This window comes from Microbacterium sp. BK668 (assembly GCF_004362195.1).
Taxonomy (GTDB): Bacteria; Actinomycetota; Actinomycetes; order Actinomycetales; family Microbacteriaceae; genus Microbacterium.
The window spans coordinates 563075-585765 of record NZ_SNWG01000001.1; the positions used below are offsets into that span (position 1 = coordinate 563075).

The window sequence follows — 22691 nt, forward strand, 5'->3', positions numbered from 1 at the left end:
CCTAGTCGATGAGGTCGTGGCGCACGACGACCGCGTCCCGGGCGGCGCCCACGCCGATGACCGAGATGCGCGTGCCGCTCATCCGCTCGAGGGCGAGGACGTAGTCGCGCGCTTCGACCGGAAGGTCCTCGAAGCTCCGCGCCTGCGAGATGTCGTCGGTCCATCCCGGGAAATGCTCGAGGATCGGCTTCGCGTGGTGGAAGTCGGACTGGTTGACGGGAATCTCGTCGAACCGCTCGCCGTCGACCTCGTAGGCGACGCACACCGGGATCCGGTCGAGGCCGGTGAGGATGTCGAGCTTCGTCAGCACGATGTCGGTGATGCCGTTGATGCGGGTCGCGTAGCGGGTGATCGGCGCGTCGTACCAGCCCACCCGGCGCGGACGGCCGGTCGTCGTGCCGAACTCGAAGCCGCGCGAGCGCAGCCATTCGCCGTTCTCGTCGAAGAGCTCGGTGGGGAAGGGACCCGAGCCGACACGCGTCGTGTACGCCTTCGCGATGCCGACGACCCGGTCGAGGCGGTTGGGCCCGACGCCCGAGCCTGTCGCGGCGCCGCCGGCGGTCGCCGACGACGAGGTGACGAAGGGGTACGTCCCGTGGTCTACGTCGAGCATGGTGGCCTGCCCGCCCTCGAAGACGACGACGTCGCCGGCGTCGAGGGCGTCGTTCAGGAGCAGAGACGTGTCGGCGACCATGGGGCGCAGTCGCTCCACGTACGACAGGAGGTCGTCGACGACCTCGTCGACCGCGATGGCGCGGCGGTTGTAGACCTTCAGCAGCAGGTGATTCTTCTGGTCGAGGGCGCCCTCGACCTTCTGGCGCAGGATGTTCTCGTCGAAGAGGTCCTGCACGCGGATCCCCACCCGGTTGATCTTGTCGGCGTAGGCCGGGCCGATTCCGCGGCCCGTCGTGCCGATCTGGCGCTTGCCGAGGAAGCGCTCCGTCACCTTGTCGAGCGTCCGGTGATACTGCGTGACGATGTGAGCGTTCGCGCTGATCCGCAGGCGCGACGTGTCGAGGCCGCGGGCGTGGAGGGCCTCGAGCTCGGCGAAGAGCACCTCCAGGTCGACGACGACGCCGTTGCCGATGACCGGGTTGACCCCGGGAGACAGGATGCCGGATGGCAGCAGGTGCAGAGCGTACTTCTCGTCGCCGATGACCACGGTGTGCCCGGCGTTGTTCCCGCCGTTGAATTTGACGACCCAGTCGGTGCGCTCGCCGAGAAGATCGGTGGCCTTGCCTTTGCCCTCGTCCCCCCACTGGACTCCGACGATGACGATGCCAGGCATGGGGCCTCCCCCGTTCGTAGCGGACGGTTACACCACATCTTATCGAGGGACGCTTCACCCGCCGCGCGGAGCCCGCCGCGCGGAGCCCGCCGCGCGGAGCCCGCCGCGCGGAGCCTCGCTAGGGTGAGCACATGACCCGTTCTCGCCGGTGGGCTCGGACGTGGACCGTGCTCCGCCTCGCGATGGCCGCGCTCATCGCCGCCGCGGTGATCGCGCAGGCGGCCCGCACGATCGGCGGCGCCGTCGCGTCCGGTGGAGACGTGCTCACGACAGCGGTCAACTTCTTCAGCTTCTTCACGATCCTCTCGAACGTGCTCTCCGTCGTCGTGCTCGCCTGGGCGGGCATGTGGTTCTGGACGCGGGGCACGAGCGATCCGGCGGAACCCGAGCCGCGCGTGCTCGCGACACTGCTCGCGTGCGCGACGACGTACATGATCGTGACGGGCATCGTCTACAACACGCTCCTGCGCAGCATCGCGCTGCCGCAGGGCACGACGGTGCCCTGGTCGAATGAGATCCTGCACGTGGTCGGGCCCGTCTTCCTGCTCGCCGACCTCCTCCTCGGACCGCGCCGGCGCGCGCTGCCGTGGCGCGGGGTCGCGGAGATCGTCGTCGTGCCTCTCGCCTGGGTCGTGTACACGCTCGTGCGGGGGCCGCTCACGACCAACCCGGTCTCGGGCCAGCCGTTCTGGTATCCGTATCCCTTCCTCAACCCGAACAGCTTCGAGGACGGCTACGTGACCGTGGCCGTCTACGTCGTCGGAATCGCCGTCGTCATCGCCCTCGCTGCGTGGCTCGTCGTCGGCGTCGGTCGTCGTCGCGCGCAGAGCGCGGCATCCGACCGGGAGGCCGAAACGGCAGCCACGACAGCGGACTGACATCGCTTGTGGCATGTGTCCACTTTTCGGGGGACACGTTGTGAGCTGTACACAAAGAGGCGCGTTTTGTGCGCGTTCAAATCGCTTCCAATCCGACGGGATTTCGCGGACGCATACAGCAGAGCCGGTACACCTGACGCCAATGGGGGACGACAAATCCATAGCAAGCAAGACTCGGAAAGGTCGTCGAAATGTATTGGGTATGGTTCAGGATCGCGGCCGCGGCCACCGCCCTGTCGGGCGTCGTCGCAGGTCTCGTGGTCAATGTCGACCGGGCAGCGCGCCAGCAGCAGATGCTGGGCGACGTCTTGGCCAACTACTTCAGCCTGTTCACGATCGTGTCGACGCTGCTGAGCGTCGTCGTGCTCGCCGTCGCCGTCAACTGGTCGGAACGGCACCCTGGGACCTCGCCCGAGCCGATGGGGATCGCGCTCGGACTGGCCGCCGTGGCGGGGCCGATCTTCCTGCTCGGCATCGTCTACAACGTCCTGCTGCGGGGCCTTCCGTCGGCCGTCGCGCTGGGGGACTCCGCCGGCATCGCCCTCCTCGACAAGTACGCCGCCGAGGTGCTGCACGTCGTCATGCCGATCTACTTCCTGATCGACCTGCTGCTGGCGCCGCGTCGGCGCGGACTGCCGTGGTGGTCGCTCGGCGTGCTCGTCGGCTACCCGATCACGTGGGTCACGTACACGATGGTGCGCGGCGAGCGCGTCGCGAGCCCCGACGGGACCACCCCGTGGTGGTACCCGTACCCGTTCCTCGACCCGCACATCGCGGGCGGGTACCGCTCGCCGCTCCTCTATATAGCGGTCATGACGGCGGGCTTCCTGGCGATCGGCGCCGTCATCATCGCCGTCGGCCGCCACCGCGAGAAGAGGGCGGCACGGGGTCGCACGCCCCGGGCACGCGGCGCGCTGATGATCTGACGTGATCGGGAAGACAGATGGATGCCGCGGCCGAAGGGGCGCGGCATCCGTCTTCGCGTTCAGGTGCCCGACACGCCCTCACTAAACTTGACCGCATGTCGAAGGTCCTCCAGTCCCTGCCCGTCGGCGAGCGCGTCGGCATCGCCTTCTCGGGAGGACTCGACACCTCCGTCGCCGTCGCCTGGATGCGCGACAAGGGCGCCGTGCCGTGCACCTACACGGGCGATCTGGGTCAGCCCGACGAGGACGACATCGAAGCGATCCCCGGCCGCGCGCTCGAGTACGGCGCGGAGGTCGCACGCCTGGTGGACTGCAAGACGGCGCTCGTCGAGGAGGGCTTCGTCGCCCTCGCGTGCGGCGCCTTCCACATCCGCTCGGGGGGGAAGACCTACTTCAACACGACCCCTCTCGGCCGCGCGGTGACCGGCACACTGCTCGTGCGCGCCATGAAGGAGGACGGCGTCGACATCTGGGGCGACGGCTCCACCTATAAGGGCAACGACATCGAGCGGTTCTACCGCTACGGCCTCCTCGCCAACCCGGCCCTGCGCATCTACAAGCCCTGGCTGGACGCCGGCTTCGTCACCGAGCTCGGCGGGCGCAAGGAGATGAGCGAGTGGCTCGTCGCCCACGGCTTCCCCTATCGCGACAGCGCGGAGAAGGCGTACTCGACCGACGCGAACATCTGGGGCGCGACCCATGAGGCGAAGACGCTCGAGCACCTCGACGTCTCTCTCGAGACCGTCGAGCCCATCATGGGCGTGCGCTTCTGGGACGATGCGGTCGACATCGCGAGCGAGGACGTCACGATCGCGTTCGAGGGGGGCCGCCCCGTCTCGATCGACGGCCGGGACTTCGGCGGCGACCCCGTCGAGCTCGTCTTCGAGGCCAACCGCATCGGCGGCCGCCACGGCCTGGGCATGAGCGACCAGATCGAGAACCGCATCATCGAGGCGAAGTCGCGTGGGATCTACGAGGCGCCGGGAATGGCGCTGCTCTTCGTCGCCTACGAGCGCCTGGTCAACAGCATCCTGAACGAGGACACCCTCGCGACCTACCACGAGCAGGGCCGGCGTCTCGGGCGCCTCATGTACGAGGGCCGCTGGCTCGAGCCGCAGTCCCTGATGCTGCGCGAGTCGATCCAGAAGTGGGTCGGATCGACGATCACGGGCTCGGTCACGCTGCGCCTGCGGCGCGGCGACGACTACACGATCCTCGACACGATCGCCGCCGGGATGTCGTACGCACCCGAGAAGCTGTCGATGGAGCGCGTCGGCGACGCCGCCTTCGGGCCGACCGACCGCATCGGCCAGCTCACGATGCGCAACCTCGACATCGCAGACTCCCGGGCCCGCCTGGAGCAGTACGCCGGCCTCGGCCTCATCGGGGGGGCGACCGGTGCGCTCGTCGGACGCGTCACGGCCGGCGAGGCCGACGAGATCATCGAGCCGGCGCTCCCGGTCGGCGCCGAGCAGGAGGCGCTGACCGACAGGACCGACGCCGCGAACGAGGCGGCCGCGTTCGACCTGGGCACCGACTGACCCTTTCCCGTGAAGGCATTCCGCGCACTCGCGGGATAGAGTGCGAGACGGTGTCCCACGACCCGACGTGTGACACTGAGGACCGCGGTCGATGAACCGCGGTCCCACTCCGCGTCTCCAGGAAGTGTCGATGTCGAACCCCGATCCCGGTCCCACGGCGGTCCCGCCTCCTCGCAAGCGCTCCGTCGGACGGATCCTCGGCATCATCGCTTTCGGGCTCGTGGCGGTCGTGCTCCTCACCGGGGCCTTCGCGGCCGGCTTCGGTGCCTGGACGCTGCAGCGGTCGTTCCCGCAGGTGAGCGGGGAGATCGAGCTCGAGGGACTCGGCGGCGAGGTGACGGTCCAGCGGGACGGCCTCGGCATCCCCGTCATCACGGCGCGCTCCTCGCATGACCTCTTCTTCGCGCAGGGATACGTGCACGCGCAGGACCGCTTCTGGGAGATGGACTTCCGGCGGCACGTGACGAGCGGGCGGCTCTCGGAGCTCTTCGGGGAGTCGCAGCTGCCGACCGACCGCTTCCTCCGCACGCTCGGGTGGCGCAAGGTCGCCGAGCAGGAGGTCGCGGCGCTCGACCCGACGATCCTGGGCTACTACGAGTCGTACGCCGACGGGGTCAACGCGTACCTCGCCGACCACGAGGGCGCCGAGGCATCCCTCGAGTACGCCGTGCTCGGACTGCAGAACCCGGCGTACGAGATCGAGCCGTGGGCGCCCGCGGACTCCGTCGCGTGGCTCAAGGCGATGGCCTGGGACCTCCGCGACAACATCGAGTCCGAGACCCAGCGTGCGCTCCTCGCGCCGGACCTGTCGGCCGAGCAGCTCGCCGAGCTGTATCCCGCGTATCCATACGACCGCAATCCCGTCATCGTGCCGACGATCACACCTCCGCCGACCGAGGCCGTCGCGCCCGCGAGCGTCCAGACGACGACGGGTGCCTCGCCCACCGTGGAGACCGCCTCCGTGGAGTGGACGACGGTCGAGGGGGTGGTCGAGGCGGTGTCCGAGCTCGTCGGCGGGGTCGGGGAGGGGATCGGATCGAACTCGTGGGTCGTCTCCGGCGACCTCACGGAGTCGGGGATGCCTCTGCTCGCGAACGACCCGCATCTCGGCGCGAGCCTGCCGAGCGTCTGGCATCAGATCGGCCTGCGGTGCCTGCAGGTGACCGAGGAGTGCCCCTTCGACCTCGCCGGATTCGGGTTCTCGGGGATGCCGGGGATCGTGATCGGGCACAACGCCGACATCGCGTGGGGCTTCACGAACCTGACCACCGACGTGACCGACCTCTACCTCGAGAAGCTCGACGGCGACGCGTACTGGAGGGACGGCGCCCTGGTGCCGCTCGAACAGCGCACCGAGACGCTGAAGGTCGCCGGAGGAGATCCGGAGCAGCTGGAGATCCGCTCCACCGTGCACGGGCCGATCATCTCGGACGTCTCGGGCGACTTCGGGTCGATCGCCGAACGGCCGTACACCGGCACAGCCGGCGGCGCGGTCGCCCCTCCCGCCGACCCCCCGGCGGGTGAGGATGCGATCGCGCTGCAGTGGACGGCCCTGCAGCCAGGGACCACGGCATCCGCCATCTTCGCCCTGGGCACCGCCCGGAACTTCGACGACTTCCGCGCGGCCGCCGCGCTCTTCGACGTGCCCGCGCAGAACCTCGTGTACGCCGACATCGCGGGAAACATCGGCTACCAGACGCCGGGGCGCCTGCCGATCCGGGGTGCGGGCGACGGCTCTCTGCCGCAGCCGGGGTGGGACCCGGCCTACGACTGGAAGGGATTCATCCCGGCCGCCGAGCTGCCCGTCGCCTACAACCCGCCCGAGGGCTACATCGTCACGGCGAACAATGCGGTCGTCGGGGCGGACTACCCCTATCTCCTCACGCGCGACTGGGACTACGGGTGGCGCGCGGCGCGCATCACCGAGCTGCTCCAGCGCGCGATCGCCCTGGGACCTCTGACGGCCGACGACATGCGCGACATCCAGGCCGACGAGCAGTTCTGGATCGGCATCCGGCTCTCCTCGGCTCTCCACGACGTCACGACCGGCGACGAGAAGGTGGATGCCGCGCTCGAGCTCCTGCGCTCGTGGGACGTGCAGAACGACACCGACTCGGCGCCGGCCGCCTACGCCAACGCGCTGTGGGACGAGCTCGTGCAGAATCTCTTCGTTCGCGGGCGTGAGACGGGCGCGTCGCTCGCGAACCAGGGGAGGCTCTTCCTCGTGGTCGACCGACTGCTCGACGACCCCGAGTCGGCCTGGTGGGAGAACCCGGGGCTCGATGTGTCGGGGCGGGCCGAGATGCTCGAGCGGAGCGCCGTGGACGCCTACGAGCGCCTCGCAGAGCTGCAGGGCGACCGGCCGGACCGGTGGAACTGGGGGACCCTGCACGCGCTGCCGCTGCGGAACGGCACGTTCGGCGAGTCCGGCATCCAGCCCATCGAGTGGCTCTTCAACCGCGGACCGTATGCGGTCGCCGGCGGCAGCTCGGTGGTGAACGCGACCGGCTGGGACCTCGGCGACAGCTTCGAGACCATCACCGTGCCGTCGATGCGCATGATCGTCGACCTGTCGGACTTCGACGCCTCGCGGTGGAACCAGCTCACCGGCCAGAGCGGCCACGCCTTCCACGAGAACTACGTGGACCAGACGCCGGCGTGGCAGCGCATCGAGCTCACGCCCTGGGCCTTCTCGCCCGAGGCCGTGACCGCCGCGACGATGCATACGCTGACCCTCGTGCCGGCCTCCTGACCCGCCGGCTCCGGCTGTTCTGCGCCGGCGAGCGCCCGAGATCGCACGGATCACGGTTCCGACTTCGCTCAGAACGTCATTCGTGCGATCTCGAGGCACCTGCGCCTCGCCCCAGGGCGCGGCGCACCCGGGCGGCGAGGCGCGGCATGCCGTCGGGTGAGACGTCTTCGGCGCCGACGAGGATCGTCCGGTAGCCGGCATCCTCGAACAGCTGCACGCGCGTCAGATCCTGCCGCCAGGCGCGCGGATCGATCCGGTGCACATCCCCCAGGTACTCGATGAGCACGCGTTCGGGAAGGTAGGCGAGGTCGGGGTGCCGGTCACCCGCGGCGGTCGGGATCGCCGGCTGCGGAATCGGCTCGCGCAGACGCGCCGCGACGAGGCCCAGCCGGAGAAGCGTCTCGCGCGGCGAGTCGACCGGACGTCGCACGCGGGCGAGTGCCCAGGCGAGGGATGCCGCGCCTCGGCGCGAGCCGTGGAGCGCCACCGCCTCCGTGAGTTCGCGCATTGATGCGAGGGGGTCATCGCGGCCCCACCTCGTCCGTCGTCCTGAGATCAGGAAGTCGCCGACGGCGACGAGCCACTCGCGGGGCACGGCGCGTCCCCGGCCGTCGCTCATCATCGAGAGCATCGCCCACGTGTCGGCCGGCGAGGTGACCGGCAGTCCGTGCAGGAGCCGCACGGTCTGCGGGTCTCTTCGCGTCCAGCCGACCACGCCCGACCTGCGAATCGGGATCGAACCGGGCGAGACGACGTGGAGCGGTTCCGCGGCCGCGCTCCAGGGAAGCGGGAACTCCCAGAGGCGAGCGGCCGTCAGGTGGCTGAAGGAGGAGCTCGCGGGCAGGACGGCCCGCAGATCGTGGCATCGATCGATCAGACCTCCGTCGATGCGACCGCCGAGCCCGCGCACACGGACACCGTGGAAGGGGCGGGCCAGCTCCACCCGCCTCAGCTGCGCATCGGTGAGACCCGCCGCGCGTCCCTCCGCGGTGGTGAACGCGACGCCGTCCATCCATGGGGGAAGCTCGAGCACACGTCGAGGATGCGGGCCGCGGCCACCGCGCACGGCCGCGCCGCCGCCACACTTGGGAATCCGCCGACCCGGGCCGGCCTGGGGAGGAACGCAGCTCGCCGCGTCGAGATGACACGGATGACGGCATCCGAGCGGCTCGCGCGGTGAATCCTGCGATTTCGGTGGAGTGTGGGACCGGCGGCCCGGCGCGAGACGGGTCAGCCGCCGGCGGCGGGCGGGGTCTCCTGCGACTCGGCGATCTCGTCGGCGCGGAGGGACGGGCGGTCGATCGTGCCGTTGCGGTACGCCTGCCGGCCCACCATGTGAGCCGACAGCGGCGCCGTCGCGAGCTGGATGAGGACGATCGGCACGAGGAACGCGACCACTGCCCACGACCGGAGAGCCAGGGCGACAGCCAGGCAGATGAGGATGACACCGAGCACCTGCGGCTTCGTCGCGGCGTGCAGGCGGCTCGGCACATCGCGGAAGCGAAGGAGGCCGATGGCGGCCGTGAGGCACAGGAGCGCGCCGATCAGGATCAGGACGGCCGCGATGACATCGAGCACGGCGCTCACGATTGGCCCTCGTTGTCGCGCCGCGCCACCCAGCGCGCGACCGAGATCGATCCGAAGACGCCCACCGCGGCGATGACGAGCAGCACGGGCAGCGTCCGGGTGTGGTGGTTGATCGCCATGTCGGCGCCGAGCACGCACACGACGAGGGTCATGAGCACGTCGGCCGCCACGGCGCGGTCGAGGATCGACGGACCCACGACGATGCGGTACATCGTCAGCAGCGCCGAGACGGCGAAGACGACGTAGATGACGACGAGCAGGGCGGTCATGCCCGGCCTCCTCTGGCGGGGTGATCGGCCCGGATCTTCTCCAGCTGGGCCCGCGAGCCCACCGCGCGGACGATACGGGCCTCCCAGCGCAGCACGCTCTCGCGCTGCAGCTCGAGATCGCGGTCGTTGCTGACGCCGATGACGTGCAGGTAGAGGATCCGCCGATCGCGATCGGCGTCGATGAGCAGCGAGCCGGGGATGAGGGATGCCGTGACCGCCGTGTGCGACATGATGAGGTCGTCGTCGACTCGGAGCGGGACGGCGATGATCGCCGGTCCGGGGAGGGTCCGGACGTCGAGCACCTGCCAGGCGACGACGAGCGAGCCGCGGACGACGGCGAAGAGGAACGCCAGGACGAACACGAGGCCGTACCAGAGGTTGACCCGGCCCGACAGCTCGACGGGCGGCAGGCGGAACACGCGCGTGACGAAGGCGGCGGCGACGAGCCCCGTGAGGAAGGCCAGGAGGGTGAACTGGCCCCACAGCAGCATCCACAGCACGACGAGCCACACGAAGAACGGCAGCTGACGCCAGGCTTGAGCGAGCACGCGGCGCGTGCCGGTGCCGGAGTCGGGGCTCACTGTCCGGCCTCCTCTTGCAGCTGGGTGAGGCTGACCGGCTCGAGGAGCGACGCCCCGATGCGGGCGCACACGTCGTAGAGCGGCCCGGCGAAGATGGTGAGGGCGAGCGTCACGGCGACCATCCCCGCCGTCGCAGCGGTCATGATGCGCGGGATCACCCGCCGCTCGGTCTGGACCGCGGCGGCGGGCGCGTCTCCGAGGTACGAGATGCGCGACTCGGTCTCGGCCGAGTCATCCTCGTCCTCCCGCCAGAAGGACAGGTTCCACGCGCGCATGAGCGCGTAGAGCGTCAGGAGGCTCGTCACGATGCCGCCGACGATGAGCACCATCATGATCGGCGTGCCGACCTGGGCGGCCGCGTCGAACAGCGCGTACTTGCCGATGAAGCCCGAGAAGGGCGGCAGACCTCCGAGGTTGACGGCGGGGATGAAGTAGAGCACGGCGATGACCGGCGCCGCGCGCATGAGCCCCGTGACCCGCAGGATCGACGTGCTGCCCGCCCGGCGTTCGACGAGCCCCACCGCCAGGAACAGGGTCGTCTGCACCACGATGTGGTGGACCATGTAGTAGATCGTGGCGCCGATCGCGGCGGGCGTCGCGATGGCGAGACCGAAGACCATGTAGCCGATGTGGCTCACGAGGGTGAACGACAGGATGCGCTTGAGCTCGGCCTGCGCGACAGCGCCCAGCACGCCGACGATCATGGTGGCCAGCGCCACGATCATGAGCAGCGTGTTGATGTCGTTGTCGGCGAACAGCTGCGTCTCGGTGCGGATGAGCGCGTAGACGCCCACCTTGGTGAGCAGTCCCGCGAAGACCGCCGTGACCGGCGCCGGTGCCGTCGGGTAGGAGTCGGGGAGCCAGAACGACAGGGGGAAGACGGCCGCCTTGATGCCGAAGGCGATCAGGAGCATGAGGTGCAGCACGAGCTGCGTGTCCTGCGGCAGCTCGCTCATCCGCTCGGAGATCTGCACCATGTTGACCGTGCCGAGAGCGCCGTAGATCACGGCGATGGAGGAGAGGAAGAGGATCGACGAGACGAGCGAGACGACGATGTAGACGACGCCCGTGCGGATGCGCGACTCTGTGCTGCCGAGGGTGATGAGCACGTACGACGCGACGAGGAGGATCTCGAACCCGACATAGAGGTTGAACAGATCGCCCGCGATGAAGGCCGTGAAGATCCCCGCGGCGAGGATCAGGTACGACGGGTGGAAGATCGAGACCGGCGTGTCGTCGTCGCCGTCGGCGGCACCCTGCCCGACCGAGAAGAGGAGGACGGCCAGCAGCACGACGCTCGAGACGACGACGAGGAGGGCCGCGAGCCGGTCGACGTACAGCACGATGCCGAACGGGATCGGCCATCCTCCGACCGACACCGCGATCGGCTGGCCGCCCGCGTCGACTGCGATGAGGAGGATCGCAGCGATCACGAGCACGATCGTGAGGGTCACGATGGACACGCCCACCTGGGTGCGGCGGTGCCGCCCCGCGATGAGCGCGATGGCCGCGCCGAGGAGCGGGAGCGTGACCAGGAGCGGCACGAGGGCGCTCATGGGCGGTCACCTCCCTCGTCACGCGGCGGACGGCGGGTGAGCGGGCGATCGGAGGGAGCGTCGTCGACCAAGCCGGGCACGTCGCGGCTGCCGAGCACGGTGATGGGAGAGGTGTCCACGCCGACGAAGTCGGTCGTCGCGCTGTCGGTCAGGAGCTCGGCCTCGTCGTCCATCGTGTCCTCGGTCGTGCGGCTGCGCTGCCGGACGGCGCGGTCGGCCTCGTCATCCGTCACCGAGTCGGCCTGCCCGAGCTGCCAGGAGCGGTAGATGAGGGCGAGGAGGAACGCCGAGATGGCGAAGGTGATGACGATCGCCGTGAGCATGAGGGCCTGAGGGAGGGGATCGGATACCTCGCCCTCTGCGCCGTAGAAAGGCGCGAGTGCGGGCTGCCCCATGACGATGAGGAGCAGGAGGTTCGCCGCGTTCCCCAGCAGGAGGAAGCCGATGAGGACGCGCGTGAGGCTGCGCTCGAGCATGGCGTACACGCCGCACGCGAAGAGCACGGCCATGATCACGATGAGGACGAGGGAGACGTTCATGCGGTGCCCGCCCCCGCTCGCGCGCCCCGCTGCTCCAGCCGCTGCCGGTCGACCTCCGCGCCGAGACTGCGCAGCACGTCGAGGACCAGTCCGATGACGACGAGGTACACGCCGATGTCGAAGAGGGTCGGGGTGACGAACTCGACGTGGCCCAGCCACTCCAGCTCCGCCTCCACGAAGGCGCTCTTGAGGGGCGGCGCCTGGAACAGCAGCGGCACGATGGCGCACAGGACGGCGATCGTCATCCCGACGCCGAGGAGCCGGCCGGCGTCGGTGGGCGCCGCGGCGCCGAGCTCGTACCGTCCGCCCGCGACGTAGCGCATGACAAGGGCCATCCCGCCGATGAGGCCGCCGGCGAAGCCGCCGCCGGGCAGGTTGTGCCCCGCGAAGAGGACGTAGAGCGAGATGAGGATCACGGTGTGGAAGAGGATCCGCACGATCACCTCGAGGACGATCGAGCGGTTCTCGGGCCGCACGCGCTGCCCGCCCACGAGCCAGGCGCGCGGTCGGTGGCGGAGGTCGGCCGTCTGAGGCTGCGGACCGTCCTCGGTCTCGACGAGCGGACGCCGAGTGCGCGAGGCGGCGCGCGGCAGCGGTTCGGTCAGCGCCGACAGCATGTCCGCCCGGTGCGTGACGAAGACGAGCGATGCCACGCCCGTGGCCGCCACGATGACCACCGAGAGCTCGCCCATCGTGTCCCAGCCGCGCAGGTCCACCAGCGCGACGTTCACGACGTTCCGGCCGTGTCCGATCTCGTACGCCAGCGACGGCCACTCCGTCGAGATGCGCTCTGCCGCCCGCGCCCCCGTCGCGACGATCGCCACCATCGCCATCACCGCGCCCGTCGCGATGCCGAGCACGGCGCGCGCGATCGGCGCGACCGAGGCGTTGTGCTCCCCGAGCCGGGAGGGGATCCGGCGCAGCACGAGGGCGAAGGCGACGAGCGTCACCGTCTCGACGAGGATCTGGGTCAGCGCCAGGTCGGGAGCGCCGCTCGTGGCGAAGAGCACGACCATGCCCAGTCCCGTCACCGACACGAGGACGACACCGGTGTAGCGCTTGCGCGCCCGCGTCGCGATGATGCCCGCGATGATCATGATCGGAGCGACGAGCAGCTGCGACGGCGTCTGGTACGCGTCGAGCTCGGCCCGCCACTCGCGGCCGGCGAGGAGCACCGTGCCCTCGGCGGCGACGAAGACGATGAAGATCGTGCCGACGTACACCGGGAGCGAGCCGCGCTGCGTGAAGCTCGTCGTCAGCACCGACAGGCGGGCCACTGCGCGCAGTGTCGCGTTGTACGCGTCCGCGGCGGTGAAGGGGATGACCCGGCGCGGCGTCCTCCGCGCGGTGAGGACGAACAGCGCCGCACCGGCGGCGATGGTGCCGAGCGAGATGAACAGCGCCGGCTCGAGGCCGTGCCACAGGGCCAGGTGGTAGACGTGGTCCGGCGGCGGCACGCCGGGCGTCGAGGGCGGCGCCGTCTCGGCGTACGGCAGGAGGACGAGGTCGAGGAGGGGCGCGGCGAAGCCGAGGACCACCGAGAGTGCCGACAGGAAGACGGGAGCGGCGAGGAACCCGATGGGCGGGTCGGGCCACTCGGTCGCGGCGACGGGCCGGCCCTCGGCATCCCGTTTCGTCCAGAACGCTCCCCACAGGAACCGGATGCCGTACGCCGCGGTAAGCACGGATCCGAGAGCCACTCCCGAGAACGCCACGATGCCCCCCGGCGAACCCGCCGTCGCCTCGTACAGCAGCGCCGTGAGCGCGCCCTCCTTCGCGACGAACCCGATCGTCGGGATGATGCCCATCATCGATGCGACGGCGATGACGGCGAACGTCGTCATGACGGGCGCCTGCCGGGCCAGGCCGCTCAGCTCACGGATGTCGCGGGTCGACAGCTGGCGGTCGATGACACCGACGATGAGGAAGAGGCACGACTTGAACAGCGCGTGCGCGAGAAGGAGCGCGAGGCCCGTGAGCGCGGCGTCCTGCGTGCCGAAGCCGAGGACGACCGTCAGCATGCCGAGCTGGCTCACCGTGCCGAACGCGAGGATGCGCTTGAGGTCGGTCTCGCGCAGCGCCTGCCACCCGCCGAGCAGCATCGTGAACACGCCGAGCGAGATGACGATGGGCCGCCACGGCGGTGCGATCGCGTAGATCGGCGCGAAGAGGGCGATGAAGTAGATGCCCGCCTTGACCATCGCCGCCGCGTGGAGGTAGGCGCTGACGGGCGTCGGCGCCGCCATGGCGCCGGGCAGCCAGAAGTGGAAGGGGAAGATGGCGGACTTGCTGAGCGCCCCGACGAGCAGAAGCACGAGCGCGGCATCGACGACGGGTCCGGTCGGCGCATCGGCGAGGATCGTCGACAGGCTCGAGGTGCCCGCCTCGACGACGAGAAGGACGACCCCGATGAGCATCACGAGGCCGCCGAGCGTCGTCACGAGGAGGGCCTGGAGGGCGGCGCGGCGGCTCGCGCCCCGGCGGTGGTAGTACCCGATGAGGAGGTACGACAGGACGCTCGTGACCTCCCACAGGATGATGAGGATGACGATGTCGTCCGTCAGCACGAGGCCGTACATCGCACCGGCGAAGGCGAGCAGCACCGCCGAGAACTGCCCCACGCCCTGGCTGGTCCCCGAGCCGGTGGAGGGGTCGCGGAAATACCAGCGGCAGTAGAGCATGACCAGCGCGCCGACGCCCGTCACGATGAGCGCCATCACCCACGCGAGCGCGTCCATGCGCATCGACAGCTCGACGCCCAGCGCAGGGATCCAGTCGTAGCTCTCGAACGGGATGTCGCCGTCGAGCACGGCGCCGGTCTGGAGCGCTGCCTGCACGAACGCGACGAGCGGCAGGAGGGCGGCGACGTAGAAGGCGCGGGCGCCGATCCGCCCGACGAGCCACGGCAGCAGGATCGGCACCACCGTGAACGCGCCGAGGAGGAGGAGCATGCGCGGCCTCCTCGGGGGTCGCGGCCAGAGGCACGGCGTTCGGGGTCGTCGGCAAGTCTATCGGCGCACCGCCAGGCGACTCCCGGGAACCTCTCGGCTCAGGACGATACGCGCGCGGGCGCGGTCGTGTTGCCCTCGCGGAAGACGCAGGTGAAGGTGATGGATGCCGCGTCCTCGCCCTTGAGCATCGCGACGACGGCCTGCCCCGCCGCGCGGCCCTTCTCGACGGTCGGCTGGACGATGGTCGTGAGCTGGTACGGGGCCAGCCCGTCGACCTCGATGCCGTCGAATCCCGTGACGCTGACGTCCTCGGGCACCCGCAGCCCGGCCTCCTCGGCCGCCCGCACAACTCCCGCCGCAAGCAGATCGCTCTGCGCGAGCACCGCGGTCGGCCGCGACGCGGGGTCGGCGAAGATCACCCGTCCCGCGGCGAGCCCCTCGTCGATGAAGCTTCCCGCGGCCGCGTAGGCCGGCGCATCCGGGAACACATCTCTCGCGCCGCGCAGCCGGTCGCGCGTCACGTCGACGGTGACGTCCTCGTCGGGGCGGATCCATCCGCCCGTCCAGCCGGTCCGGACGGGGAGCGCGACGAGGGCGACGCGCTCGTGACCGAGGCTGCGCACGTGGCTCGCCGCCTGGCGCTGCGCCTCCCGGTTGTCGAGCCCCACCCGCGGGACGTCTGCTCCGGCGTCGCCCTCGATCACGACGACCGGGATGCCCCGTGCCTTGACGGCCGCGAGGGACTCCCGGACCAGTCCGGAGCAGCCGACGAGGACGGCGGCGTCGACGGGCGCCGTCGTCAGCGTCGGGGCGCCGGTGTCGGCGGCCTGGTCACGCAGCAGCAGGAGTCCCGCGCCGATCCCGGCGACGCTCTCGGTGAGGCCGTCCATCATGAGGATCTTCACCGGATCCTGGAAGGCGCGGCCGAGGTGCTCCTCGAAGACGACGCCCACGATTCCCGAGCGGCCGCGGCGCAGGGATGCCGCTCGCGGGTCTGGGCCGGTGTAGCCGAGCGCCTCGGCGGCGGCGAGGACGCGCCCGCGCGTGGCATCCGACACCGGAGTCTTCCCGCTGAACACGACCGACGCCGTCGACGGCGAGACGCCAGCCTCGCGGGCGACGTCGGCGATCGTGGCACGTCGCGAGGTCATCCACTGATCCTACCCCGGACGGTTGGCGTGTCTCGAATCGATTCGATACAGTGGTCGGATGGACACCGCACTCACCCGGGCCCAGCTCGTGCGCTGGCGCACGGCGATCTTCGCGATCTTCTTCGCCAGCGGGCTGAGCATCGCGACGTGGGCATCGCGGGTCCCGGCCATCAAGACGACGCTGGGCGTCGACAACATCCAGATCGGCCTGATGCTCCTGGGCGCCGGCCTCGCCTCGATCGTCGGCCTCTCTCTCGCGTCGGTCGTGCTGGCGCGGTTCGGGGCGCGGCGCGGGATGCTCGTGGCGATGTTCGTCTTCGCGACCGGCGTGCTGCTCATCGGCATCGGCACGGACGTCGCGAACTCGTATCTCGTGGTGATTGCCGGGCTCGCCCTGTTCGGGCTCGGCAACGGCTCGCTCGACGTCATGATGAACGTCGAGGGCGCCGCCATCGAGAAGCACACCGACAAGACGATCCTTCCGCTCTTCCACGCCTTCTTCAGCTTCGGCACCGTCATCGGCGCCGCGCTCGGTGTCGTCGCGGTCGCGTGGCGGTCGAACGTCCTGCTGCACACCTCGGTCATGGCGGCCTTCATCGTCGTCATCGCGGTGTGGAGCATCGCGAACGTGCCGGCTCGCGAGGTGTCGATGGACCCGGATGCCGAGGCGCCGAAGCGGCCCTGGCGCGAGCGCCTGCACGAGTCGATGTCGGCCTGGCGCGAGCCGCGCACCTACGCCCTCGGCGTCATCATGCTCGGCATGGCCTTCGCGGAGGGTGGGGCCAACGACTGGCTCGCGCTCGGCGTCGCCGAGGGGCACGGCGCGGGACAGGCACTCGGCGCCGCCGGGCTGGCGGTCTTCTCCGTGAGCATGACCGTCGTCCGCGTGTTCGGCGGACCGCTCGTCGACCGCTTCGGCAGAGTCGCCACGCTGCGGGTGCTCGCGGGCCTGGCCACGGTCGGACTCCTCCTGTTCATCCTTGCGCCCAACGTCCCGCTCGTCTTCGTCGGCGCAGCGCTGTGGGGCGCGGGAGTCTCGCTGGGCTTCCCGCTGGGCATGTCGGCCGCCGCCGACGACCCGGCGCACGCGGCGGCGCGCGTGAGCGCGGCCGCGACCATCGGCTACATCGCCTTCCTCGCCGGCCCGCCGCTGCTCGGCCTGATCAGCGAGAACGTGGGCCTGCTGAACACGCTCTACATCCTTGTGCTCCTCGCGATCGCCTCGGGCGTCGCCTCCGGCGCAGCCAGGCCCATCGCCGGATCCAAGGTCGGCGCTGGGCACCAGTCGGCGCGCTGACCTCCGACGCGGCGCCCGACGCGGCACGTCCGCGGGCGCGGTTAGGCTCTTCGGGTGCGTCTTGTCATCGCCCGCTGCTCGGTGGACTACACCGGACGCCTCACGGCGCATCTGCCCCTCGCCACCCGTCTGCTCGTGCACAAGGGCGACGGCAGCCTGCTGGTCCACTCCGACGGCGGCTCGTACAAGCCCCTCAACTGGATGAGCCCTCCGTGCACCCTGACGGTCGAGACACCGGATGCCGAGGCCGCTGAAGAGGGCGTGCTCGAGCTGTGGCGGGTCACCCACGCGAAGTCCGGTGATGCGCTCCTCGTGCGGATCCACGAAGTGATCTCCGACGCCTCCCACGACCTCGGCGTGGACCCGGGTCTGATCAAGGACGGCGTCGAGGCCGACCTGCAGCGCCTGCTCGCGGAGCAGGTCGACGTCATCGGCGACGGGCTGGCGCTCGTGCGCCGGGAGTTCCCGACGGCCATCGGTCCGGTCGACCTCATGCTGCGCTCGGTCTCTTCGGGCGTCTCGGTCGAGATCGAGGTGCCGCCCGGCGTCCAGGCCGACGTGCACGTGTCCGCCGCGCCGGCGGCCCCGGCCTCCGCCCGGCACGTCGCCGTCGAGGTCAAGCGTCGCGCCGGAATCGACGCGGTGGAGCAGCTCACCCGGTACCTGGAGCTGCTCAACCGCGACCCGCACCTCGCCCCGGTCCGCGGCGTCCTGGCGGCCCAGAGTATCGCCCCGCAGGCCAAGACGCTCGCCGGAGACCGCGGCATCGACACCGTGGTCCTCGACTACGACGCCATGAAGGGCGTCGACAGCGGGCTCCCGACGCTCTTCTGAGCAGCCGAGCGCAGCGGCCGCGGCCTGCCCGCCCGCACGCCCGGTACGATTCCGGCCATGACGGTCCTCGAAGTGCTCAACACGATCTTCGCGGGCATCGCGTCGTGCGCCGCCGTCGCCGGCGCCCTCATCGCCTACCAGGCCCTCCTCATCTCCCGGCGCAGTCGTGAGAAGGCCGAGAGCGCCGAGAGGACGGCGACGGATGCCGCGGCATCCGATCTGCACACCCGCACCGCGGTCGCCGAAGCCCTCGAGGGACTGGCCGCCGGGTATGCGGTGGCGAGGCAGTCGGTCGCACCTCCCCCCGTCCCGGCGCCGACGCCGGACGAGCAGGCCCGGCGCCTGGATGACATCGCCGCGCGGCTTCGCCGCGGCCGGTAGCCGAGGCATCCTGGCCGCGCGGGCACCGGGGCATCCTCTCCCCGGTCCGGCGGAATTCGTCGTGGCTGCCGGGACGCGCGCCACCCGTAGGCTGGCTCCATGCCGACCCGTACGCCGTGGACCTGTGTGCTCTGGGACGTGGACGGAACGATCGTCGACGCGTCGGACGGCATCCTGCGTCGGCTCACGATCACGCTGGAGCACTTCGGCCGGCGGCCGCCGACGCGGGCCGAGCTCGTGCACTGGATCGGGCCGCCGATGTACGACTCGTTCCAGGCGAATGTGGGCATGACCCCCACCGAGGCCACGGAGGCCGTGGCCTTCTACCGCACCCTCGGCAAGGCCGACGGATACACGACGGGGGCGAAGCTCTTCGCCGGTGTCGCCGAGCTCATCCACGAGCTCTCGGACCAGGGCATCCCGCAGGCGACGGCGAGCTCGAAGCCCGAGATCCAGGTCGACGCCCTCATGGACCACTTCGGCCTCGCCCCCTGCTTCACGACGATCGTGGGTGCGACGCTCGACGAGAAGACGCTGAGCGCCAAGTCCGACATCGTCGCCGAGGCGCTGCGGCGCCTGGAGGTCGCCGGGGTCGACGTCTCGCGGCCCGTGCTCATCGGAGACCGGCACCACGACGTCGAGGGCGGCGCCGAGAACGGCGTGCCGGTCGTGTTCGTGCGATGGGGATTCAGCTGGCCCCACGAGGCCGACGGAGCGCAGGCCGCGGTCGAGACCGTCGATCAGCTGCGATCCCTCCTCCTCGTCGAAGACGCCGATGCCTGAGTTCCTCACGGGCGCTCTGGGGTGGATCATCCCGGCGCTCGTGGTGTTCGGCGGCACGGCTCTCGTGATCACCGCCGCGGCATGGGCGATCCGGCGCGCACGCCGGTCGCCGAAGCGCCGTGCGGCGGCGCTTGCAGACCGCGAGCGCGCCGGTGCGGCGCTCGTGCGGCTCGACGACGCCGTGCAGGAGCTCGAGCTCGAAGTCGGGCTCTCGGGAGCGCTCTACGGCGGTGAGGCGCCGAACTCGCTGCGCCGGGCGCGCATCACGGCCCAGCATGTGCGGGACGCGTCGTTCGAGGAGTACCGCTTCTCGGGGGAGCCCGAGACGACGCCGGACGACATCCGGCGCACCGCGTCGCGGATCCAGCGGAAGACCGCCGACGCCCTCGCGGTCATCCAGCGCGCCCGGGCCGAGCACAGCGGCTGGATGCGGGAGAACGTCACCGCCGCCGAACAGGTCGCCGGCGAGCGTGCGCGGCTGGCCGCTCTGCGTGCGTCGATGGGCGACCCGCGAGCGCTCGTCGCCGATCTCCGCGCCCGCTATGCACCTGAGGAGTGGAGGGATGCCGCGCGAGCCGGCGATTCGGCACTGGCCGAGGCGGACGAGGCTCAGCGCCTGCTCGACCGCGCTGCTGCGGAGGTCGCCGACCCGTCCCGCAGCGCTCTGGCCGATCTCGCCGCCGCAGAGCGGGCGCTCCGCCTCGCCGAGGCCGACGCCCGGACGCTCGAGGAGACCCATCGTCTGGTGACGCAGGCCGCCCTGGCCGCGCCCGGCGAGATCGCCGCGGCCCGCGCGGCGCTGCGGCAGGCGCTCGTCACGCGCGAGCAGCTCGAGCCCGCCGACGCCGCACGCCTCGGCGCCGAGATCCGTGCCATCACAAGTCAGCTGGACGCTCTGGAGACGGATGCCGCAACGCGCCCGACCCGGACGATCGACCGGGTGGCGCGCCTCCGCGACCGGCTCGACCTTGCGCTCGGCGACGCCCGCACCGCGCAGCAGCGTCTGCGCGGCGCGCGCACGGCGCTTCCCGGCACGCTCGCCGCCGCGCGCGGCGCGATCGCGCAGGCCGAGGCATCCGTCGCGCATTCCCGCTCCGGCGCCCCCGCACGCCTTCGGCTGCTCTCGGCCCAGCGCGAGCTGGCCGAGGCGCGCCAGACGCAGGACCCCGTCGAGGCGCTGGATGCCGCTCGACGCGCGATGCGAGATGCGGAGGACGCGAAGGCACTGGCAGACTTCGACCACACGGAAGGCAGCTGATGCGCACACTCGCCCGCGTTCCTGCGACCCTGACGCTCGTCGTCCTGCTGCTGGTCGCCGGTGTCGTCTGGCAGGGCCTGTGGCAGCCGTTCGAGGACAGCGCCACCTTCGACGTCGTCGCCTACGGCCTGCCGGCGCTGAGCGAGGGCCGCTGGTGGACGCCGGTCACCGGCACCTTCTTCGTCGATCAGCCGTGGGTCTACATCTTCACCATCGCGAGCTTCGCGGGGATGGCCTACCTCGAGGTCCGCCGCGGCAGCCGCGTCGCCCTCGCCTACTTCGCGATAGGACAGCTCTTCGCGGTGCTCGCGTCGGCGCTCTTCCTGCTCGTCTTCTCCATGACGCCGTGGCCGTGGGCCCAGGAGCAGGCCTTGGCCCTTGATGTCGGGGCCTCCGGCGGCACGATGGCCTGCATCGCGGCGGCGGTCGGCCTCTTCGTGCAGCCGTGGCGGGTGCGGGCATGGCTCGTGCTGCTCGGGTTCGTCGTCGTCGCCCTGCTCTTCTGGGGGACGCTCGCCGATCTCGAACACGCCTTCGCCGTTGCGCTCGTGCTGTTCGCGGACCGGTCGCTGCGCATTCAGCGCACGACGATCCGGGAGCAGCGGCTCATCGCGTTCGTGGTGTCGCTCACGCTGGGCGCCATCGCCGTGCTCACCGTCCTCACGCCGACCGACGGAGTCTTCGGACACACCGCCCCCGTCGACGGGCCCTGGCTCGACGCCGCGCTCGATGCGGCCGTGGCGCTCGTCTTCGCGAACGGCCTGCGCCGGGGCAGGCGGTGGGCGTGGGGCTGGACCGTCGGCTACGCCATCCTCAACGTCGTCGTCGCGGTGCTGCTGGTCGTCCTCCTCCTCTGGGGAGGGGGCGACGTGCAGAGCACGACGGGCGACTTCAGCGTCACGATCGCGACCTCGTTCCTGTGGCTGCTGTTCCTCATCTACCTGCTGTGGGTGCGGCGCGCGTTCCGCGCGAAGCGCAAGGCGGGCCTCGGCGAGCCCCCGATGCCCACCGTCGACGACGTCAAGGAGCAGCTCCGGCAGCACGGCGGAGGCACGCTGTCATGGATGACGACATGGGAGGGCAACGATTACGCGCGCACGAGCGGGGGGATCGTCGCCTACCAGCGCCGGTCCGGCGTCGCGATCGTGCTCGCGGACCCGCTCGGCCCCGAGGCATCCCGTCCCGGATCCGTCGCCGAGTTCATCGATGCGGCGGAGCGCGCCGGCCTCATACCCTGCTTCTTCAGCGCGGGTGCGGCGACCAGGGCGGCCGTGCCGTCCGGATGGCGAAGCCTCGTCGTCGCCGACGACACCATCGTTGACCTTCCAGGTCTGCAGTTCACAGGCAAGCGGTGGAACTCTGTGCGCAGCTCCCTCAACCGGGCAGGCCGTGAGGAGATGACCTTCCGGATGACGCGGCTCGCCGACGAGCCGTGGGGGATCCAGCAGCAGCTCCGCGCGATCTCGGAGATGTGGGTGGGCGACAAGGGCCTCCCCGAGATGGGGTTCACCCTCGGGACGCTCGAGGAGGCGAAGGACCCCGAGGTCCGGATCGCGCTCGCGATCTCCCCGAGGGGCGACGTCGACGGCTTCCTCTCCTGGCTGCCGGTCTACGGCGGCGGGGGACGCGTCCGGGGATACACGCTCGATCTCATGCGCCGGCGCGAGGGCGGCTTCGCACCCGTCATGGAGTACCTGATCGGCGCCTCGGCGCGGCACTTCTCCGACGAGGGAGCAGAGATCCTGTCTCTGTCGGGTGCCCCGCTGACGCACGAGTATCCCGCGGATGCCGGACCCATCGCCGAACTGACCGACAAGCTCGCCGAGATCCTCGAACCGGTCTACGGCTTCCGGTCGCTGCACCGCTTCAAGGAGAAGTTCCACCCGCGATACGAGACGATGTACCTGCTGTTCCGCGACGAGGCCGACCTCACGCGCATCGCGGCGGGGCTCACGCGGGCATTCCTGCCCGATGCCACCATCCGCCAGTTCGCGAGCGCGGGCCTGGAGCTCATGCGCGGCGACAGGGACTGACCGTTCGCGGCCCGACCGCCGCCTCACGCCTGTCTCTGTGACGCGACGGGCTGGCCCGCCGGCGACGTCGCCCGGGCAGCAGAGAG

General features: G+C 70.8%; 19 protein-coding genes. 10 read left to right on the forward strand and 9 right to left on the reverse strand.

The annotated features are described in order from the left end of the window. Position 1: 1 nt before the first annotated feature. Positions 2-1288 (reverse strand): adenylosuccinate synthase, encoded by a 1287-nt coding sequence (locus EV279_RS02440; protein ID WP_133541347.1) that lies wholly within the window; start codon positions 1286-1288, stop codon positions 2-4. Positions 1289-1419: 131 nt separating this feature from the next. Here EV279_RS02440 and EV279_RS02445 point away from each other — a divergent pair, with 131 nt between their 5' ends. The 4 genes from EV279_RS02445 (at position 1420) to EV279_RS02460 (ending at position 7385) form a co-directional block, all read left to right on the forward strand. Further along, positions 1420-2166: a Pr6Pr family membrane protein gene (locus EV279_RS02445; protein WP_243728404.1), complete on the forward strand. Its 747-nt coding sequence runs from the start codon at positions 1420-1422 to the stop codon at positions 2164-2166. Positions 2167-2357: 191 nt separating this feature from the next. Continuing rightward, the gene (locus EV279_RS02450) at positions 2358-3092 is read left to right on the forward strand and encodes a Pr6Pr family membrane protein (protein WP_133541348.1); all 735 of its coding nucleotides are present in this window, start codon (positions 2358-2360) and stop codon (positions 3090-3092) included. A gap of 95 nt (positions 3093-3187) precedes the next feature. Further along, positions 3188-4633 carry an argininosuccinate synthase gene (gene argG, locus EV279_RS02455; protein WP_133541349.1) on the forward strand — a complete coding sequence of 482 codons (1446 nt, stop codon included), beginning with the start codon at positions 3188-3190 and terminating at the stop codon, positions 4631-4633. A gap of 130 nt (positions 4634-4763) precedes the next feature. Next, positions 4764-7385 (forward strand): penicillin acylase family protein, encoded by a 2622-nt coding sequence (locus EV279_RS02460; RefSeq protein WP_133541350.1) that lies wholly within the window; start codon positions 4764-4766, stop codon positions 7383-7385. A gap of 76 nt (positions 7386-7461) precedes the next feature. Here the strand turns inward: EV279_RS02460 and EV279_RS02465 are convergent, their stop codons facing one another. The 8 genes from EV279_RS02465 to EV279_RS02500 form a co-directional block, all read right to left on the reverse strand. Then, positions 7462-8418, reverse strand: a complete 957-nt coding sequence (locus EV279_RS02465) for a hypothetical protein (protein ID WP_133541351.1) — start codon at positions 8416-8418, stop codon at positions 7462-7464. Between the two features lie 197 nt (positions 8419-8615). After that, a complete protein-coding gene (mnhG, locus tag EV279_RS02470; protein WP_133541352.1) occupies positions 8616-8972 on the reverse strand; it encodes a monovalent cation/H(+) antiporter subunit G in 357 nt (118 codons plus the stop codon). Beyond that, positions 8969-9241, reverse strand: a complete 273-nt coding sequence (locus EV279_RS02475) for a monovalent cation/H+ antiporter complex subunit F (RefSeq protein WP_133541353.1) — start codon at positions 9239-9241, stop codon at positions 8969-8971. The genes mnhG and EV279_RS02475 overlap by 4 nt, the downstream gene beginning before the upstream one ends. Beyond that, a complete protein-coding gene (locus EV279_RS02480) occupies positions 9238-9822 on the reverse strand; it encodes a Na+/H+ antiporter subunit E (protein WP_133541354.1) in 585 nt (194 codons plus the stop codon). Before EV279_RS02480 ends, EV279_RS02475 begins: the two co-directional genes overlap by 4 nt. Beyond that, the gene (locus EV279_RS02485; protein WP_133541355.1) at positions 9819-11378 is read right to left on the reverse strand and encodes a Na+/H+ antiporter subunit D; all 1560 of its coding nucleotides are present in this window, start codon (positions 11376-11378) and stop codon (positions 9819-9821) included. The genes EV279_RS02480 and EV279_RS02485 overlap by 4 nt, the downstream gene beginning before the upstream one ends. Then, complete coding sequence (locus tag EV279_RS02490; protein WP_133541356.1) at positions 11375-11917, reverse strand: Na(+)/H(+) antiporter subunit C; 543 nt, start codon at positions 11915-11917, stop codon at positions 11375-11377. The genes EV279_RS02485 and EV279_RS02490 overlap by 4 nt, the downstream gene beginning before the upstream one ends. Then, complete coding sequence (locus tag EV279_RS02495) at positions 11914-14868, reverse strand: Na+/H+ antiporter subunit A (RefSeq protein ID WP_133541357.1); 2955 nt, start codon at positions 14866-14868, stop codon at positions 11914-11916. The genes EV279_RS02490 and EV279_RS02495 overlap by 4 nt, the downstream gene beginning before the upstream one ends. Before the next feature lie 98 nt (positions 14869-14966). Then, complete coding sequence (locus EV279_RS02500; RefSeq protein ID WP_133541358.1) at positions 14967-16019, reverse strand: LacI family DNA-binding transcriptional regulator; 1053 nt, start codon at positions 16017-16019, stop codon at positions 14967-14969. 58 nt (positions 16020-16077) lie between these two features. On the opposite strand from EV279_RS02500, the gene EV279_RS02505 reads away from it, so the two are divergent. From EV279_RS02505 to EV279_RS02530, 6 genes are all read left to right on the forward strand, one after another. Next, on the forward strand, positions 16078-17316 hold the full coding sequence (locus EV279_RS02505) for an MFS transporter (RefSeq protein WP_133541359.1): 1239 nt from the start codon (positions 16078-16080) through the stop codon (positions 17314-17316). Positions 17317-17370: 54 nt separating this feature from the next. Then, positions 17371-18150: an endonuclease NucS gene (nucS, locus tag EV279_RS02510; protein ID WP_133541360.1), complete on the forward strand. Its 780-nt coding sequence runs from the start codon at positions 17371-17373 to the stop codon at positions 18148-18150. Between the two features lie 57 nt (positions 18151-18207). Next, the gene (locus EV279_RS02515) at positions 18208-18531 is read left to right on the forward strand and encodes a hypothetical protein (RefSeq protein ID WP_133541361.1); all 324 of its coding nucleotides are present in this window, start codon (positions 18208-18210) and stop codon (positions 18529-18531) included. A 99-nt stretch (positions 18532-18630) separates the two neighbouring features. After that, on the forward strand, positions 18631-19314 hold the full coding sequence (locus EV279_RS02520; RefSeq protein WP_133541362.1) for an HAD hydrolase-like protein: 684 nt from the start codon (positions 18631-18633) through the stop codon (positions 19312-19314). Further along, entirely contained in the window at positions 19307-20572 is a 1266-nt protein-coding gene (locus EV279_RS02525) for a hypothetical protein (RefSeq protein WP_133541363.1), read from the forward strand. Before EV279_RS02520 ends, EV279_RS02525 begins: the two co-directional genes overlap by 8 nt. Continuing rightward, the gene (locus EV279_RS02530) at positions 20572-22605 is read left to right on the forward strand and encodes a DUF2156 domain-containing protein (protein WP_133541364.1); all 2034 of its coding nucleotides are present in this window, start codon (positions 20572-20574) and stop codon (positions 22603-22605) included. Before EV279_RS02525 ends, EV279_RS02530 begins: the two co-directional genes overlap by 1 nt. Positions 22606-22691 lie beyond the last annotated feature (86 nt).